The sequence below is a fragment of the Serratia proteamaculans genome (assembly GCF_946227095.1).
GTDB lineage: Bacteria > Pseudomonadota > Gammaproteobacteria > Enterobacterales > Enterobacteriaceae > Serratia > Serratia proteamaculans_E.
The window spans coordinates 230,609-245,582 of the sequence record NZ_CAMISV010000004.1; the positions used below are offsets into that span (position 1 = coordinate 230,609).

General features: G+C 54.4%; 16 protein-coding genes and 1 tRNA gene. 7 read left to right on the forward strand and 10 right to left on the reverse strand.

The window, feature by feature from the left end:
• Positions 1-6: 6 nt before the first annotated feature.
• The gene (gene yfcF, locus OC597_RS10180) at positions 7-642 is read right to left on the reverse strand and encodes a glutathione transferase (protein ID WP_262208595.1); all 636 of its coding nucleotides are present in this window, start codon (positions 640-642) and stop codon (positions 7-9) included.
• A 171-nt stretch (positions 643-813) separates the two neighbouring features.
• On the opposite strand from yfcF, the gene OC597_RS10185 reads away from it, so the two are divergent.
• Positions 814-1,530 (forward strand): HPP family protein, encoded by a 717-nt coding sequence (locus OC597_RS10185; protein WP_261257716.1) that lies wholly within the window; start codon positions 814-816, stop codon positions 1,528-1,530.
• Between the two features lie 55 nt (positions 1,531-1,585).
• On the opposite strand, the gene OC597_RS10190 is transcribed toward OC597_RS10185, so the two are convergent.
• From OC597_RS10190 to OC597_RS10200, 3 genes are all read right to left on the reverse strand, one after another.
• Positions 1,586-2,146 carry a PH domain-containing protein gene (locus OC597_RS10190; protein ID WP_262208596.1) on the reverse strand — a complete coding sequence of 187 codons (561 nt, stop codon included), beginning with the start codon at positions 2,144-2,146 and terminating at the stop codon, positions 1,586-1,588.
• A 49-nt stretch (positions 2,147-2,195) separates the two neighbouring features.
• On the reverse strand, positions 2,196-2,432 hold the full coding sequence (locus OC597_RS10195; protein WP_410071708.1) for a S24/S26 family peptidase: 237 nt from the start codon (positions 2,430-2,432) through the stop codon (positions 2,196-2,198).
• A gap of 134 nt (positions 2,433-2,566) precedes the next feature.
• A tRNA-Ile gene (locus tag OC597_RS10200) sits at positions 2,567-2,643 on the reverse strand.
• A 147-nt stretch (positions 2,644-2,790) separates the two neighbouring features.
• Here OC597_RS10200 and mug point away from each other — a divergent pair.
• Both mug and OC597_RS10210 read left to right on the forward strand, forming a co-directional pair.
• Positions 2,791-3,279: a G/U mismatch-specific DNA glycosylase gene (mug, locus tag OC597_RS10205; protein WP_262208598.1), complete on the forward strand. Its 489-nt coding sequence runs from the start codon at positions 2,791-2,793 to the stop codon at positions 3,277-3,279.
• A 19-nt stretch (positions 3,280-3,298) separates the two neighbouring features.
• Positions 3,299-3,751, forward strand: a complete 453-nt coding sequence (locus OC597_RS10210) for a nuclear transport factor 2 family protein (RefSeq protein WP_261425086.1) — start codon at positions 3,299-3,301, stop codon at positions 3,749-3,751.
• 48 nt (positions 3,752-3,799) lie between these two features.
• Here the strand turns inward: OC597_RS10210 and rpoD are convergent, their stop codons facing one another.
• The 3 genes from rpoD to rpsU all read right to left on the reverse strand — a co-directional run bounded on the left by rpoD (position 3,800) and on the right by rpsU (position 7,894).
• Positions 3,800-5,635: an RNA polymerase sigma factor RpoD gene (rpoD, locus tag OC597_RS10215; RefSeq protein ID WP_099065690.1), complete on the reverse strand. Its 1,836-nt coding sequence runs from the start codon at positions 5,633-5,635 to the stop codon at positions 3,800-3,802.
• Between the two features lie 158 nt (positions 5,636-5,793).
• Positions 5,794-7,542, reverse strand: a complete 1,749-nt coding sequence (dnaG, locus tag OC597_RS10220; RefSeq protein ID WP_261463327.1) for a DNA primase — start codon at positions 7,540-7,542, stop codon at positions 5,794-5,796.
• 136 nt (positions 7,543-7,678) lie between these two features.
• Complete coding sequence (rpsU, locus tag OC597_RS10225; protein ID WP_001144069.1) at positions 7,679-7,894, reverse strand: 30S ribosomal protein S21; 216 nt, start codon at positions 7,892-7,894, stop codon at positions 7,679-7,681.
• Between the two features lie 326 nt (positions 7,895-8,220).
• On the opposite strand from rpsU, the gene tsaD reads away from it, so the two are divergent.
• Positions 8,221-9,234 carry a tRNA (adenosine(37)-N6)-threonylcarbamoyltransferase complex transferase subunit TsaD gene (tsaD, locus tag OC597_RS10230; RefSeq protein ID WP_261257707.1) on the forward strand — a complete coding sequence of 338 codons (1,014 nt, stop codon included), beginning with the start codon at positions 8,221-8,223 and terminating at the stop codon, positions 9,232-9,234.
• 35 nt (positions 9,235-9,269) lie between these two features.
• Here tsaD and plsY read toward each other — a convergent pair whose 3' ends face one another.
• On the reverse strand, positions 9,270-9,911 hold the full coding sequence (gene plsY / locus OC597_RS10235; RefSeq protein WP_261257705.1) for a glycerol-3-phosphate 1-O-acyltransferase PlsY: 642 nt from the start codon (positions 9,909-9,911) through the stop codon (positions 9,270-9,272).
• 107 nt (positions 9,912-10,018) lie between these two features.
• On the opposite strand from plsY, the gene folB reads away from it, so the two are divergent.
• Positions 10,019-10,378 carry a bifunctional dihydroneopterin aldolase/7,8-dihydroneopterin epimerase gene (folB, locus tag OC597_RS10240; protein WP_006320572.1) on the forward strand — a complete coding sequence of 120 codons (360 nt, stop codon included), beginning with the start codon at positions 10,019-10,021 and terminating at the stop codon, positions 10,376-10,378.
• A 131-nt stretch (positions 10,379-10,509) separates the two neighbouring features.
• Complete coding sequence (gene bacA, locus OC597_RS10245; protein ID WP_085119304.1) at positions 10,510-11,334, forward strand: undecaprenyl-diphosphate phosphatase; 825 nt, start codon at positions 10,510-10,512, stop codon at positions 11,332-11,334.
• 39 nt (positions 11,335-11,373) lie between these two features.
• On the opposite strand, the gene OC597_RS10250 is transcribed toward bacA, so the two are convergent.
• Together OC597_RS10250 and OC597_RS10255 are read right to left on the reverse strand one after the other, a co-directional pair.
• A complete protein-coding gene (locus OC597_RS10250; protein ID WP_262208603.1) occupies positions 11,374-12,618 on the reverse strand; it encodes a multifunctional CCA addition/repair protein in 1,245 nt (414 codons plus the stop codon).
• Positions 12,619-12,741: 123 nt separating this feature from the next.
• Positions 12,742-13,362: a TIGR04211 family SH3 domain-containing protein gene (locus tag OC597_RS10255; protein WP_012146991.1), complete on the reverse strand. Its 621-nt coding sequence runs from the start codon at positions 13,360-13,362 to the stop codon at positions 12,742-12,744.
• Positions 13,363-13,642: 280 nt separating this feature from the next.
• On the opposite strand from OC597_RS10255, the gene OC597_RS10260 reads away from it, so the two are divergent.
• On the forward strand, positions 13,643-14,950 hold the full coding sequence (locus OC597_RS10260) for a CYTH domain-containing protein (RefSeq protein ID WP_261257698.1): 1,308 nt from the start codon (positions 13,643-13,645) through the stop codon (positions 14,948-14,950).
• The last annotated feature ends 24 nt before the right edge of the window (positions 14,951-14,974 follow it).

A 14,974-nucleotide genomic window follows, 5' to 3' on the forward strand; every position in this document is an offset into this window, starting at 1 on the left:
GTTTTTTTACCCGCGCATTTTATCCGGCAGCGCCAACCAGGCCTGCACCGAGGGACGTTGCCACTGCTTTTGCGCATAGTGGCGAATGTTTTCCGGCACTGCATCGCCGTGTATCACCAGCCGATTGAGCATCAATGCCAGATCGGTATCGGCAATACACCATTCCCTGAACAGATTATCCTGGCCGTGACTCAGCAGCTTTTCGACTGCGGCGATCAGCTTGTTGGCGGCAGCCTGTGCGGCGGCAGACAGCGGAGGAAATTTGGCGTTCAGGAACACCGCCTCTGTCGGTCGTTCGGCGCGCAGCGCCAGCAGATCGCTACGCAGCCACGCCTGGACTTCGCGGGCCTTGGCGCGGTGTTTGACATCGCGTGGGTACACCGGGTGGGCCGGGTGGATCTCATCCAGATACTCATCGATGGCTGAGGACTCCGACAGCTGAAACTCGCCAACCACCAGCGTCGGTACCCGGCGTGTCAATGACAGCGCCGCGTAGGCGGGTTCTTGGTTTTTCCCCTGCGACAGGTCAACCGGCTTCAGGGTGAAGGGAATGCCTTTCTCCGTCAGTGTAATAAACGCCGACATGGCATAGGGGCTGAAAAAGTTGGCATCGGTATAGAGTTCGGCAATCGGCTGAGACATTGGGTTTTCCTCAAAGCAAAGGGAGGCGAACTTTGATAATTGACGAGCAATGGCTAAAGATCAATCTGTTAGCAGAAAGTTATTTCAACGGCGACCCGTGCTGCAGGCTGTGGCCACCGGCGTTGTGATATATTTGTTGCCATTAAGTTGAGTTTGGCAGCGTGAAGTAACATGAAGAAGCAGTGGGTAGAAAGTTTGAAAATGGGGTGCGCACGTTTGTGGCCGCATCCGTTGGCCGTAGGCAAAAAAGAGATTTTGCTTTCCAGCGTTGGGGCCGGGCTGGGGCTGATGATTTCCGGTTGGATCAGCCATTTTGTACTGGGTGAGGTAAACCTGTGGTTTATCGCCCCAATGGGAGCCTCTGCGGTGCTGTTGTTTGGCGTGCCGAACAGTCCACTGGCGCAGCCATGGTCGATCGTCGGCGGCAATATCTCGGCTGCTGCGGTAGGGGTCAGCACCAGCCTGCTAATTGCCGATCCCGGCCTGGCCTGTGGGGTGGCGGCGGCGCTGGCGATTGGGTTGATGTTCAAACTGCGTTGCTTGCATCCGCCCGGCGGTGCGGTCGCGCTGACCGCGATCCTCGGCGGACCGGGTATTCACCAACTGGGCTACAGCTTTGTGCTGTACCCGGTGCTGCTGAACTCGGTGTTATTGGCGGTGTTGGCGATTATCTTTAATAACCTGGCCGGACGACGTTATCCGCACCCCCTGGCCTCGGCCGAAGCCAAGTCAGTCAACCTGCCGATTGATGCGGTGTCTATCACCCGTGCCGATCTGCATGAGGCGCTGATGCAGGGCGAACTGTTTGATATCGACGAAGACGATCTGCAGGAAATCCTGTTGCGTGCCGAACAGCTGGCGCATCAGCGACAGAACGGTGGTGCCTGATTAGGTTAGCGGGCGGAAACAAAAAAACCACCTTCAGGAAGGTGGCTGGCATTGCTTACCCGTTAAGAATGAGCTGTTTTTGCTGTTGGAATTCTTGATCCGTCAGAACACCATCTGCTTTGAGCTTTGCCAACCGCTCAATTTTCGCGATGACATCATCTTGATTTGCCGCTACTGGTTGAGGATTGGTCTGCGTAGACTGAGTAGCATTATTGCGTGTTTCATTTACTAAATTTGTAAAAGGAATAACGGGAGCTTTCATCACGTTTTTGATGGTGTAGTTTTGGCCACTTGTTGAGATAGTGATCTCACCAAATAGTAAGCCCGTTTTACCCCCTACGCTGACGATGTTTTGCAGATTTACATCAATCTGCTTCACGCCAAACAGCATTCCTTTATCAAGAAAAATTACGCGTTTATTGGTGAGGGTTATGAGCCAAGTATTACCGTCCATCTGCCCGCTCGCAATGGCAAGAGGTGTTTCGCCAGCGTTAAGAATTTCTGGCAGATGAAAGAATTCTTTTTTAGTGCCAAAAGATACATCGGAAACAACCGATGCCAGGCGCTTCATTTCTGCTTTTAGCTGATCTTTAGAGGCTGTTTTGTAGTCAATCATGGTAACTCCCTGTCTCATTAAATGGTTAATACAACCTTTCCGATAATTGCTATATCGTCAATCGAATAATCGAATAATCGAAAGCTATCTTACCATCGCTGACTCGTACTTTTTTGACTGGGATTCTGGTTAACGTTCGGACGCTTGTTTTTCCCTCAATATTTATCAGCCATTCATCGTCATAAACTTCAGTGAAGTTCTGCCCAACAATGTATTGCGCCATGTCGCCCAACACACAGATAGGGTATCTGGGAGTTCGCTTACCACGCTGGAACATTACTAACATCTGGGGTGTATTAAGCAATGGGGAGCCGGTCAATCGTGGTGTCCTGCAAAATCATGGATGACACTCTATGAGGCAGATAACAAAAAAGCCACCTTCAGGAAGGTGGCTTGATTTGCTGTTATATCAGCGAGATTTGGTGGCCCCTACTGGACTTGAACCAGTGACCAAGCGATTATGAGTCGCGTGCTCTAACCAACTGAGCTAAGGGGCCAAGCGGCGAGATTATACGGTAATCCTCCGGCGCAGGTCTACTGTTAACCATCTGTATGTTGCTTTTCTGCGCAGTTCTAGCCTGTTGTAATTGCTGGCGGATTTTGCGATAACCGCTGTAAATCCCTTTAATGGACTCTCGAATCCTATGGAACTCCTGGCGCCCAACCTGCGGGTGGTGTTTTGCGGCATCAACCCTGGCCTGTCCTCGGCTCATCAAGGCTACCCTTTTGCTAACGGCAGCAACCGCTTCTGGAAAGTGGTGCATCAGGCCGGTTTTACCGATAGTCAGTTAGCGCCGGAGCAGTGGCAACAGCTGCAGGAGACCGGTTGTGGCATCACCGCCTTGGTGGCGCGGCCTACGGTGGCGGCCAGTGAGGTAACGCGTGACGAGTTGCTCAGCGGCGGTGAGGCGTTAAAGGAAAAGATCCTGCGTTACCAGCCGCGTGCGTTGGCGATTTTAGGCAAGCAGGCGTTCAGCAGTGCCTTTGGGGTTCGCAACGCGTCCTGGGGACCTCAGGACATGGCGATCGGTAAAACTGAAGTGTGGGTGTTGCCGAACCCCAGCGGATTGAACCGTGCCACGCTGGAGCAGCTTACAGCGAGCTACCGCGAGCTGTTCCTAGCTCTAAAATGATTTTTATTGGGACTAATGTATGAAATCGATAATCAAAGGTTGTGTCGTTGGTTTGCTGTTGGTCACAGGTGGTGTTCAGGCGGGCAACAGCTCGCAGGAAGTGCAGAACAAAAATAACGTATTGGAGTTTTATCAGCAGGGGCTGAACAATAAGGATTTTGTGGCCGCGCGCCCTTACCTGGGTGACGAATATAAACAGCATAATCCCAACGCGCAGGATGGTGTGGAGGGCTTTCGTAAGTTTGTCGAGCTGTTGAAAACGCGTTATCCCAACTCTCGCAGTGAAATCAAACAGGCATTTGTCGACGGTAACTATGTGATATTACATGTGGAGACCAGCGGACGAGAAAAGGGCAAGACAGCCGCGATTATCGATATTTTCCGCCTTAATGATGCGGGGAAAATCGTTGAACATTGGGACGTCACCCAGTCGGTACCGGAGAAAACTGCCAGCGGTAACAGCATGTTTTAGGCAATAAAAAACCCCGGCGAGCCGGGGTTTTTTGCGATCAGCTAAACCTTAGTCGTCCAGGAAGCTACGCAGCACTTCGGAACGGCTTGGGTGACGCAGTTTACGCAGCGCTTTGGCTTCGATCTGACGAATACGCTCACGGGTAACGTCGAACTGTTTGCCCACTTCTTCCAACGTGTGGTCAGTGTTCATATCGATACCGAAACGCATACGCAGCACTTTCGCTTCACGGGCGGTCAGGCCAGCCAGGACGTCGTGCGTTGCAGAGCGCAGGCTTTCCGAGGTAGCAGAATCCAGCGGCAGCTCGAGGGTGGTATCCTCGATGAAATCGCCCAGGTGTGAATCTTCATCATCACCGATTGGCGTTTCCATGGAGATCGGCTCTTTGGCGATCTTCAGCACTTTGCGGATTTTGTCTTCCGGCATCAGCATGCGTTCAGCCAGCTCTTCCGGCGTAGGTTCGCGGCCCATCTCTTGCAGCATCTGGCGCGAAATACGGTTGAGCTTGTTGATGGTCTCAATCATATGCACCGGAATACGGATGGTACGCGCCTGGTCGGCGATAGAGCGGGTGATAGCCTGACGGATCCACCAGGTGGCGTAAGTTGAGAACTTATAACCACGACGGTATTCAAACTTGTCTACCGCTTTCATCAGACCGATGTTGCCTTCCTGGATCAGATCCAGGAACTGCAGACCGCGGTTGGTGTATTTCTTGGCGATAGAAATAACCAGACGCAAGTTGGCTTCAACCATCTCTTTCTTCGCACGGCGGGCTTTCGCTTCACCGATAGACATACGACGGTTGATGTCCTTCACCTGCTCGATGGTCAGGCCGGTTTCTTCTTCGATCTGACGCAGTTTCTGCAGGCTGCGCTGGACGTCATCCGCAACGTCTTTCAGCTTTTCTGACCATGGCTTGGCCATTGCCAGTGCGGCTGCGAACCAGGTATCGCTGGTCTCGTTGCTGGAGAACAGAGTAACGAAGTTTTTCTTCGGCATTTTGCACTGTTCAACGCACAGCTTCATGATGATACGTTCTTGAGTACGAACGCGGTCCATCATGATGCGCATGCTGTTGACCAGGAAGTCGAACTGTTTTGGCACCAGGCGGAACTGCTTGAACACTTCAGACAGCTTCAGAATTTCTTCTGCTGCGCTGGCGTGGCTGCGGCCGTTCTTTTTGATGACAACACGCGTCGCTTCATACTGATCGCGCAGGTCGGAGAATTTCTGACGAGCCAGCTCTGGATCGATGCTGTTATCGTCTTCTTCTTCTTCTTCGTCATCTTCTTCGTCGTTGTCTTTCTGCTCTTCGGTCGACAGCTCAGAACCGACGTGCGTCGCGGTAGGAGCGATGTCCTCTTCCGCATTAGGATCGACGAAGCCGATGATCAGGTCGGACAGGCGAGCTTCGCCCGCTTCGACGCGATCGTACTGCTCCAGCAAATAGGTGATGGCTTCTGGGTACTCGGCAACGGAACACTGAACCTGGTTGATGCCGTCTTCAATGCGCTTGGCGATGTCGATTTCGCCTTCACGCGTCAGCAGTTCAACGGTTCCCATTTCGCGCATGTACATGCGCACCGGGTCGGTGGTACGGCCAATTTCAGACTCAACGCTGGACAACACTTGAGCAGCCGCTTCCGCCGCATCATCATCGGTGTCGGTGGTGTTCTCGGCCAGCATCAGGTCATCGGCGTCCGGTGCTTCTTCCAGCACCTGGATGCCCATGTCGTTAATCATCTGGATGATGTCTTCGATCTGGTCGGAGTCGACGATATCTTCCGGCAGATGGTCATTGACCTCAGCATAGGTCAGATAGCCTTGCTCCTTACCACGGGTGACAAGTAGCTTTAGCTGTGACTGCGGGTTTTGCTCCATAAGACGGTATCCACACTTCAGAGTATTGGGGTTGGTGTCGGTCGGCGAAACCGCCAACAATAGCATTTGGGGCGTTTTTGTTGTTGCCGCGGCCCACTGTGGCGGCATATTGCAGGGCTCTGCCCTCGCATTTATCGGCACTTAAGCCGTTTAGGTATTCAGTTTTTCTTCGCTAGCACTTGGTTAAGAGAACGGACTTCTTCACGTTCTTCCGGGCTGAGGCCGTGCGTTCTGGCCTGGGCGATCAATGTCTCCAGCCGTTGCTCCAGTACCGAGTCATAAAGGCTGGCCAAGGTATCCAAAAAGGTCTGTTCGACCCTTTCCTCAACGATCATATGGTTCCATGTCGCCAAGGTTTCAAGTTGCTGGCTCAATTTGTTGTCGCGATACTGCTCCAACAAGAGGCCGGTAGTCAGGCCCGGCTGCGCTAAACAGGTCTGCACCAGCTCGACAAACAGCGGTAAACCGGCCTGTTTGGTCTGCTCCAATCCCTCGAGTGAAGGAATAAGTGTAGCCAGTTGCGGATTTTGTACCAGTAACCCTATTAGTATACGCATGGTTGTGCGTTTTAGCTGGGGCGCCTGATAGGTATTCGCATTTTCAGCCTGTTTGGGCATCAGCTTGTCGAGCTGGCTATCATCCAGCAGGCCAAGCTTGCTGCCGAGCTGTTGTCGCAGGTACAAGCGCAACGTTTCGCCCGGCACCTGAGTAATCAGCGGCAGTGCCAGCGTGCTTAGCTTGGCGCGGCCGTCCGGGCTACTCAGATCGACCTGTGGCATCAGGGTTTCGAACAGGAAAGTGGAAAGCGGCTGCGCCAGCTCCATTCGCTGTTCGAAGGTCTCTTTGCCTTCTTTGCGTACCAATGTGTCTGGGTCTTCACCATCAGGTAAAAACATAAACCGCAGTTGACGCCCGTCATTCAGATAGGGCAGCGCGGTTTCCAGTGCGCGCCAGGCCGCTTCACGACCTGCGCGGTCACCGTCATAGCAACAGACCACGTTGTCGGTGGCGCGGAACAGCAGCTGAATATGTTCAGCCGTCGTTGAGGTTCCGAGCGAGGCGACGGCATAATCAATGCCGTATTGCGCCAACGCCACCACGTCCATATAGCCTTCCACGACCAGCAAACGCTGCGGGGTAGGGTGGTTCTGCTGCGCTTCATACAGGCCGTATAATTGACGACCCTTGTGGAATACTTCGGTTTCCGGCGAGTTCAGGTATTTCGGCATGCCGTCACCCAACACGCGCCCGCCAAAGGCGATCACTCGCCCGCGTTTGTCGCGAATAGGGAACATCACGCGTTCACGGAAACGATCGTACGAGCGTCCTTGATCGTTAGTCACCAACATGCCGGCATCGTTCAATGCGCTGCGGCTGTCGGCGTCGCGACCAAAACGCTTTAATGCATTATCCCAACCGGCAGGTGCAAAGCCGATGGCAAAATGGCGGATAACGTCGTCACTCAACCCGCGCTGTTGCAGATAATTACGCGCCGGCGTACCGGAAGATTGATGCAGTGACTGTTGATAGAACGCACTGAGCTGTTCCATCAGTTGATACAGGCTTTGGCGCTGATGACGTTCGATTTGTGTCGGTCCGGAGCCCGCCTCGTAAGGCACTTCCAGCCCGTGCATGGTTGCCAGCTCTTCGATGGTTTCGACAAACTCAAGTCGGTCGTAATTCATCAGAAAGTCGACGGCGTTACCGTGCGCACCACAACCAAAACAGTGATAAAACTGCTTTTCGCCATTAACGGTAAATGAAGGCGTTTTTTCGTGGTGGAACGGACAGCACGCGTGGTAGTTCTTGCCCTGCTTCTTGAGCTTTACCCGGGCATCGATCAGATCGACGATGTCGGTACGAGCCAGCAAGTCATTGATAAATACACGCGGAATTCGTCCAGCCATAAGCCCTTACTTCACTAGCCTATAAACGAGAACAAGCCGCGCATTCCTTTCGGAAAGCACGGCCTTCGTATGCAACTACTCGGTCTGCGCGATTTTTAAAATCAGAAATTCACGCGGCGGGGTTACCCCCGAAGAATTAATACAGACGAGTGCGGCGTGCGTTTTCGCGAGCCAGTTTCTTCGCGTGACGTTTCACAGCAGAAGCTTTAGCGCGTTTACGTTCGGTAGTCGGTTTTTCATAGAACTCGCGACGACGAACTTCAGCTAAAACGCCCGCTTTTTCGCAAGAGCGTTTGAAACGACGCAGAGCAACGTCAAATGGCTCGTTTTCACGTACTTTAATTACAGGCATGTGCCTCTCACCTCAATAAAATTCGGTTTGCTGCTGGCCAAGCGCCAGCAATTTCAAAATGGTGCGGAATTTTACTTCAACGGATGCTGCTTTGTAAAGCACCACAGCAAATTGAAACCTGCGGCCACCCTGGTAAAACATGCGCAATTTTGCATCGGGCGCTGATTATAGACTAATCAGAAAAAAATGCTCGTTTTTAATCAAATAGGCATTTATGGCTGGAATCATCAACATAGCCCAATGTGGCTGACAAGATGCGCCGCGCTGGCGGTAAACAGGCCTGATTGTGCTAAACTGACGGCCGCACGTGAATGATGGGAAATGTAATGCGAGTACTGGGTATAGAAACCTCCTGCGATGAAACCGGAATTGCAGTGTATGACGATCAGGCCGGTTTATTAGCGAATCAATTGTACAGCCAGGTGAAGCTGCATGCCGACTACGGCGGCGTGGTGCCGGAGCTGGCTTCCCGCGATCATGTGCGTAAAACCGTACCCTTGATTCAGGCGGCATTGAAGGAAGCGAACCTGACCGCGGCCGATATCGACGGCGTTGCCTATACCGCCGGGCCGGGCCTGGTGGGGGCGTTGCTGGTCGGCGCGACCATTGGTCGTGCGCTGGCGTTTGCCTGGGGCGTGCCGGCCGTACCGGTGCACCACATGGAAGGCCACCTGCTGGCACCGATGCTGGAAGATAATCCACCGGCGTTCCCGTTTGTCGCACTGCTGGTTTCCGGCGGTCATACCCAGTTGATCAGCGTGACTGGCATTGGCCAATACCAACTGTTGGGTGAGTCGGTCGACGATGCGGCGGGTGAAGCCTTCGATAAAACCGCCAAGCTGCTGGGGCTGGACTATCCCGGTGGGCCAATGTTGTCGAAAATGGCGCAGCAGGGTACTGCGGGCCGTTTCACCTTCCCGCGGCCGATGACCGATCGTCCGGGGCTGGATTTCAGCTTCTCCGGGCTGAAGACCTTTGCCGCCAACACCATTCGCTCCAATGGGAATGACGATCAAACGCGTGCGGACATTGCCCGGGCGTTTGAGGATGCGGTGGTCGATACGCTGGCAATCAAATGCAAACGCGCGCTGGAACAAACCGGTTTCAAACGACTGGTGATGGCCGGCGGCGTCAGTGCCAACCGTACGCTACGGACCAAAATGGCGGAAATGATGCACAAACGCGGCGGTGAAGTGTTCTATGCCCGTCCGGAATTCTGCACGGATAACGGCGCGATGATCGCTTATGCGGGTCTGGTGCGGTTGCAGAGCGGTGCCAATCCGGAACTGAGCGTTTCGGTGCGACCGCGTTGGCCGCTGGCTGAATTGCCTGCAGTATAAATAGTCGAAAGGCCGGAGATCTCCGGCCTTTTTAATTAGTCTTCTTTCTTCTCTTCTTCCTGCTCTGCCGCGTCGGTTTTCTTCTTGCGGAAGACACCCCAGATTTTCCCTTCCTGGCCGCGCCACAGGCGCTGAATATTGTCGTGGTGCCGCATCAGGATCAAACACGACAGCATCGCTACCGGGAAGGTGAATTGTGGTTTGAACCACCAGACGTAGAACGGAGCAATCAGCGCGCTGATAATCGCACCCAGTGAGGAATAACCGCTGAGCAACACGGTTAGCAGCCAGGTCCCGGTCATCAGGCCGGTAAGATCCCAGCCGATCGGCGCTATGGCACCAAACGCCGTCGCCACGCCTTTACCCCCGCGGAAGTGGAAGAACACCGGGTAGATATGTCCCAGGCAGGCGGCGATCGCCGTCAGGCCCAGATACAGCGGCGGGACATCAAGTTTGTATGCCAGCCAGACCGGCAGCATCCCTTTGAGAATATCGAATACCAGCACCGCTGCCGCAGCGACGCGGCCGCCGATGCGCAGGACGTTGGTCGCTCCTGGATTCCCTGAGCCATTTTCACGCGGATCGGGCAGCCTGGCGATCCGGCAAACCAGGATCGCACTGGAAACTGAGCCACACAGATACGCGAAGATAATCATGCCAAGCGCGGTAGCACTCATAACGCGGTTCCGTTTAATAAGGGTCGTTTTACTCTCAACATATATGGATAATACTCATATTCCGCTGGAAGTGGTATCCGGCAAGGCCAAAAACAGAGAATGACGTGATGGATATCGTATTTATAGAAGAGCTTACCGTAATTACTACCATTGGCGTTTATGACTGGGAACAAAACATTCGCCAGAAGCTGGTGTTCGATATCGAAATGGGCTGGGACAACCGCCAGGCCGCCGCCAGTGACGATGTGAATGACTGCCTGAGCTACGCGGATATCAGTGAAGCCATCATCCAGCACGTGGAGCCCAATCGCTTTGCGTTGGTGGAGCGGGTTGCAGAGGAAATATCTGAAATATTACTCCAGCGCTTCAATTCCCCGTGGGTCCGTATTAAGGTCAGCAAACCGGGTGCGGTTGCACATGCCAGCCGGGTTGGGGTGATCATTGAACGTGGTACCCGGCCGGTGTGACGTTCTGTCATACCTGTGCAACTTAAGGCCGTTAACCTGGTCTGAACCTGAGAATTGTTTTAGCGGCAATGTATTGAACACTGCCGCTTTTTTATGTTTATAGCCGTAAATTTATAGGGTGATCGAAGCACATGGCGGACATGCATTCACTGTTTATTGCGTTTGTTCTTGGGGTAGTCGAAGGGTTAACTGAATTTTTACCGGTGTCTTCTACCGGGCACATGATCATTGTCGGCGAGTGGCTGGGTTTTACCGGCGATAAGGCCAAAACCTTTGAGGTGATCATCCAGCTGGGGTCGATTCTGGCGGTGGTGGTGATGTTCTGGCGTCGCTTGTTCGGGCTGATCGGCATTCATTTTGGTGGTAAGCCGGTCGAACACGAAGGTAAAACCACGGGCCATTTGAAACTGGGCCATATTCTGCTGGCGATGATCCCGGCGGTGGTGTTGGGGCTGTTGCTCCATGACTTTATCAAGTCGCTGTTCGCACCGAAAAACGTGATGTATGCGCTGGTGGTCGGCGGTTTCCTGCTGTTGGCAGCGGAATGGTTCAAGCCGAAGAAACCAAGTGCGGAAGGGCTGGATGATATTACCTATCGTCAGGCATTTATGATTGGTTGCTTCCAGTGTCTGGCACTGTGGCCGGGCTTCTCCCGCTCAGGTTCCACCATTGCCGGTGGCATGCTGGTGGGCGTGAATCGTTATGCAGCTGCGGAGTTCTCTTTCATTCTGGCGGTGCCGATGATGATTGGCGCCAGTGCACTGGATCTGTACAAGAGTCTGCACTTCCTGACGATGGGCGATTTACCGATGTTCGCAGTCGGTTTTGCCACTGCCTTCGTGGTAGCGCTGATCGCGATCAAGACCTTCCTGTCGCTGATCAAACGCATCTCGTTTGTGCCGTTCGCCATCTATCGCTTTATCGTGGCCGGCGTGGTTTACATGGTCTTCATGTAAGCTTAGCTGCAATAAGAAACCCCGCATTGCGGGGTTTTTTTATGCCTGATCGAGAGGGATATCCTGAGTTTGTTTCCAGTCGGCCAATGCCTGTTGACGGCGGCGCTTGAGTTCGTCGCGGATCGCCAGCCCTTGCAGGCCGCTGGCTACCACCTCTTTGACCGACACCGCGTTCGCCACCTGAAACGCCTGGCGCAGGTAGTCGCCCTGCGGATAAGGGTTATTTTCAAAACCGGTACGCCCGCGGGCGTCGGCTTCGCTGGTGAGGATCATCTGTTCCAGCCGCTGCGGTTTGCGCCAAACATCAACCGCATCAAACAGCTTCAGCAGGGTCTCCGGGCGCAGCTTGTTTACCGTATGGATCAGGTCGTGGTATTCGGCGACCAGCTTGGCCAGATCGCGTACCGGGTTGGGCACTCGCAGCCGCTGGCACAGTTCTTCGACCAACAGCACGCCCGCAGGTCCATGGCCGTGGTGATGTGGCCAAAGCTCTTTTGGCGTCTGTCCTTTGCCGAGGTCATGACAGAGTGCGGAGAAACGTACGTCGACGTCAGGGCTGAGCTGGGCAGCGATTGCCAGCGTCATCAGGGTATGAATGCCGGTGTCAATCTCCGGGTGCCATTTGGCGGGTGCCGGTACGCCGAACAGGGCATCGATTTCCGGGAACAGCACGCCCAGCGCCTCGCAGTCACGCAGTACCTGAAAATATACCTGTGGGCTCTGGCTTTGCAGTGCCTTCTCAGTTTCTTTCCATACCCGTTCGGCCGTCAGCGCTGCCAGTTCACCGCTGTGGGCCATCTGACGCATCAACCCGGCGGTCTCCGGGGCAATGCTAAAACCCAGATGGGCGAAGCGGGCAGCAAAACGCGCTACGCGCAGCACGCGCAGCGGGTCTTCACCAAAGGCATCGGACACGTGGCGCAGCAACCGTGCTTGCAGGTCGGCTACGCCGTTGAAAGGGTCGATCAGTTCACCGTCAGCGCTGCGAGCGATGGCATTGATGGTTAAATCGCGGCGCTGCAAATCTTCTTCCAGCGTCACGTCAGGCGCGGCATAGCAGGTAAAACCGGTATATCCCTGGCCGGATTTTCGTTCGGTCCGCGCCAGCGCATATTCTTCATGAGTCTCTGGGTTAAGAAATACCGGGAAGTCTTTACCGACCTGTTGATACCCCAGCGCTATCAGCTCTGACGGCGCGGCGCCGACCACTACCCAGTCGTGGTCGACCACCGGTATCTCAAGCAAGCTGTCGCGGACGGCACCGCCGACCAGGTAAGTCTTCACTGTTAACTCCTGAATTTATCCTAAGGCTCTGTGGATCAGATTACCTCAATTAGCGATGCACTGCCGAAACCAATAAAAAGGGCGCCATGCAGGCGCCCGATCTCAAACTGAACCTGACTTCAATCAGTTCATCCAGCGGTTGTTGCTCTTGCGACGCGGGATCAGATGTGGCAACAGCAGACCCAACAGCAGGCCAACGCCAGCCACGCCGCCGCCGTACATGAACCACTGCAGGATAATGGTGCGCTGTTTGTCATCGAGCTGCAGGTTAACGGCGTTAACTTTTTTCTGCGCTACAACCAGCTGATTTTTCAGATCCTGGTTTTCCTGCTGCAGACCGCTGATGGTGCTGTCGCTGCCTGCCACTTTCTGCTGCATTTCTGCAGTGCGCTGGTTCCAGCTATTGTCGATGTTGGCCAGCTTGTCGGTCAGGGTTTTGACCTGTTGTTCCAGTGCGGGCACCTGGGTGCGCAGGCTGGGGGTCTGGCTAAGCTGATCGAGCGGGATCCAGGTATTGCGGCCCTTGGCATCGCGGATCTGGCCATAATTGGTGCTGTCATTTACGCTCAACAGGGTCACTTCTTCACCGGCGTTCAAGGTACCGACAATACGGTACTGATTACCCGGGCCGCTGTGGACGTAAGTATTCAATTCATCGGAGATATAGCGCTTATCTTCGGCATGTGCGCCCCAAGTGATGCTGAAGCTCAGCACGGCAAGGCAAATTAGGCGTAATTTCTGCATTAGTTCATCGTTTCTGTGTGAATTTATGGGAACGATAGTAGAGCGTTCAGTCTGACGACGCAACGCAAAAACCGGAATGAGAACTATCTTACTGTGGCAGATTCTGTGAGTTGCACAGTGTTTTATAACGTAACAGGTTTTTTCTGCAGTTAGCAGGGTTAAGGCGCCGGGAATCGCGGTAAGATAACGGCAACTGTGCGTCACCGGGCAGAACGCGGCAGGCCAGTCCCGCCGCCGTGAAGGCTGACGCGAATGCGTAACTTATTGGTGTAAAAGACTTATGACCGTTGAAATCGAACTGAAATTTATTGCTACCCCAGATGCTGTTGCCGCCTTGCCGCAGCAACTGGCCGCCTGGCCGAATCAGCATTCCGCGCCGCAAAAACTGACCAATATTTATTTCGAAACCGCCGACAATTTCCTGCGTGGTCAGGATATGGGGTTGCGTATCCGTGGGTTCGACGACAGCTATGAAATGACCATCAAAACTGCCGGTAAGGTGGTGGCGGGTTTACATCAGCGTCCTGAATACAATGTGGCGATCACCACGCCGGAGCTGGCGCTGGATCGGTTCCCGGCGGATATCTGGCCGCAGGGCTGCGATATCCCGGCGCTGCAGCAGGCGTTGCAGCCGCTGTTCCGCACTGACTTCGTACGTGAGAAGTGGGTGGTCACTTACGGTAAGAGTGAGATTGAGGTTGGTCTTGACCAGGGTGAAGTGAGTGCCGGTGAGCTGAGTGAAGCGCTGTGCGAGATCGAGCTGGAACTGAAAGAAGGCAATACCGCCGATTTACTGGCGCTGGCCAATGCACTGGCGGAGCACGGCGGCCTGCGTCAGGGCAACCTGAGCAAGGCGGCGCGGGGCTATCATTTGGCGCAGGGCAACGTCCCACGTGAGCGTCATCCGCTTGCGGTATTGAAGCCAGCCGCCAAATCCAGCGTTGAGCAGGGGATGATCGCCAGTTTCGAACTGGGTTTGAGCCATTGGCAGTATCACGAAGAGCTGTGGCTGCGTGGCGATACTCAGGCCCGTCGTTCCGTGATGGAGGCGATTGCGCTGATCCGTCAGGCGCTGGTGATATTCGGTGGTCTGGTGCCACGCAAGGCCAGCGCCGATCTGCGTGCTCGACTGACCGCACTGGAACCGCTGCTGGTCGATAAAACCACTCAACCGCAGGTGCTGTGCTACAGCGCAGAATACCTGCAATGTAAGTTGGCGCTCACATCGTGGTTGGTGACCGGTGCCTGGAAACCCTTTATCGACGCCAAGGCGCAGGCCAAGCTCGACGGTTCCTTCAAACGTTTCAGTGACATTATGCTGGGCCGCAGCGCCGCCGAATTGAAAGAGGCCTTCACCCGTACGTTGAACGATGATGAATATGAGGAACAGCTGCCGCGCCTGACGCGTCAGGTTTCGTCATTTATCCTGCTGTCGGGCGCTTACCCTGACGACGAAACCGGTCCGTACATCGACGGCTGGCGCGAGCTGCAACTGGCGGTGGCCGAACGGCGTCAGGGTTGGTACGAAGGCAGCCGCAAGCAGGCCTTATCGCAGGCGCCATTCTGGTTAAACGGCGCTCTCCGCTAATTAAGCTGGCCTGCGAGGCGCAGG